We start from the raw sequence: 956 nt of genomic DNA, 5'->3' as shown, positions 1-956 counted from the left end.
GTCCTCGGGCTTCTGCGCGTCGTCGCGCGTCACCAGCTTGATCGGCCGGCCGCGCACGCCGCCCTTCAGGTTCACCGCGTCGAAGTAGAGCTTCGCGCCGGCGTTCATCGCCTTGCCGGTCACGGCCTGCGGGCCGGTGAACGGCGCAACCTGGCCGATCACGATCGGCTCGGCGGCCAGCGCCGCGAACGGGGCAGCCAGCGTGGCGGCCAGCAGGCCGGTAACGGCCAGCGCATGCAGACGGAAGCGCTGCACAGCGGAAGTCGGTTTGGTAGACATCAGATGTTCCGGTATGGCGCGAACGGCGCCGTATGGACAGCATCTTAGAAAGACAGACAGGGATATCCCTACTCATTTCGCGATTCAATTGCAAGCCGATGTGAACTGGTGCGCGAAGTTTTTTCTTGCCTTTTTGGCGGCGCGCGATATTCGCCCGAACCTGTCAAACAGCCGTCAGGAAACGGGCTCGAATCGGCGCGCCGCAGCATATTCACATCGTCTCGGCGAACAACTCGCGACCGATCAGCATGCGCCGGATCTCCGAGGTGCCCGCGCCGATTTCGTAGAGCTTCGCGTCACGCCAGAGACGACCGAGCGGGTACTCGTTGATGTAGCCGTTGCCGCCGAAGACCTGGATGCCTTCGCCGGCCATCCAGGTGGCCTTCTCGGCGCACCACAGGATCACGCTCGCGCAATCCTTGCGCACCTGGCGCACATGCTCGACGCCGAGCGAATCGAGGTTCTTGCCGACCGTGTAGCAGAAGGCGCGTGCCGCCTGCAGCACGGTGTACATGTCGGCGACCTTGCCCTGGATCAGCTGGAACTCGCCGATGCTCTGGCCGAACTGCTTGCGGTCGTGGATGTACGGCACCACGTTGTCCATCACCGCCTGCATGATGCCGATCGGCCCGGCCGCGAGCACCGCGCGCTCGTAGTCGAGCCCGCTCATCAGCACC

2 protein-coding genes are annotated in these 956 nt (G+C 64.4%); both read right to left on the bottom strand.

What is annotated here, in order from left to right:
- On the bottom strand, nt 1-279 hold a 279-nt coding region (locus AC1D15_RS34495), incomplete at its 3' end, for an ABC transporter substrate-binding protein (RefSeq protein WP_477829615.1).
- Nucleotides 280-490: 211 nt separating this feature from the next.
- Nucleotides 491-956, bottom strand: a 466-nt coding sequence (locus tag AC1D15_RS34490) for an acyl-CoA dehydrogenase family protein (protein WP_477829614.1), incomplete at its 5' end; no start/stop codon positions are given.

The sequence above is a fragment of the Rhizobacter sp. P2_H2 genome, from assembly GCF_056403375.1.
Note: the sequence above shows the minus strand (reverse complement) of the source record. Positions and strands in the feature narration are given on the sequence as shown.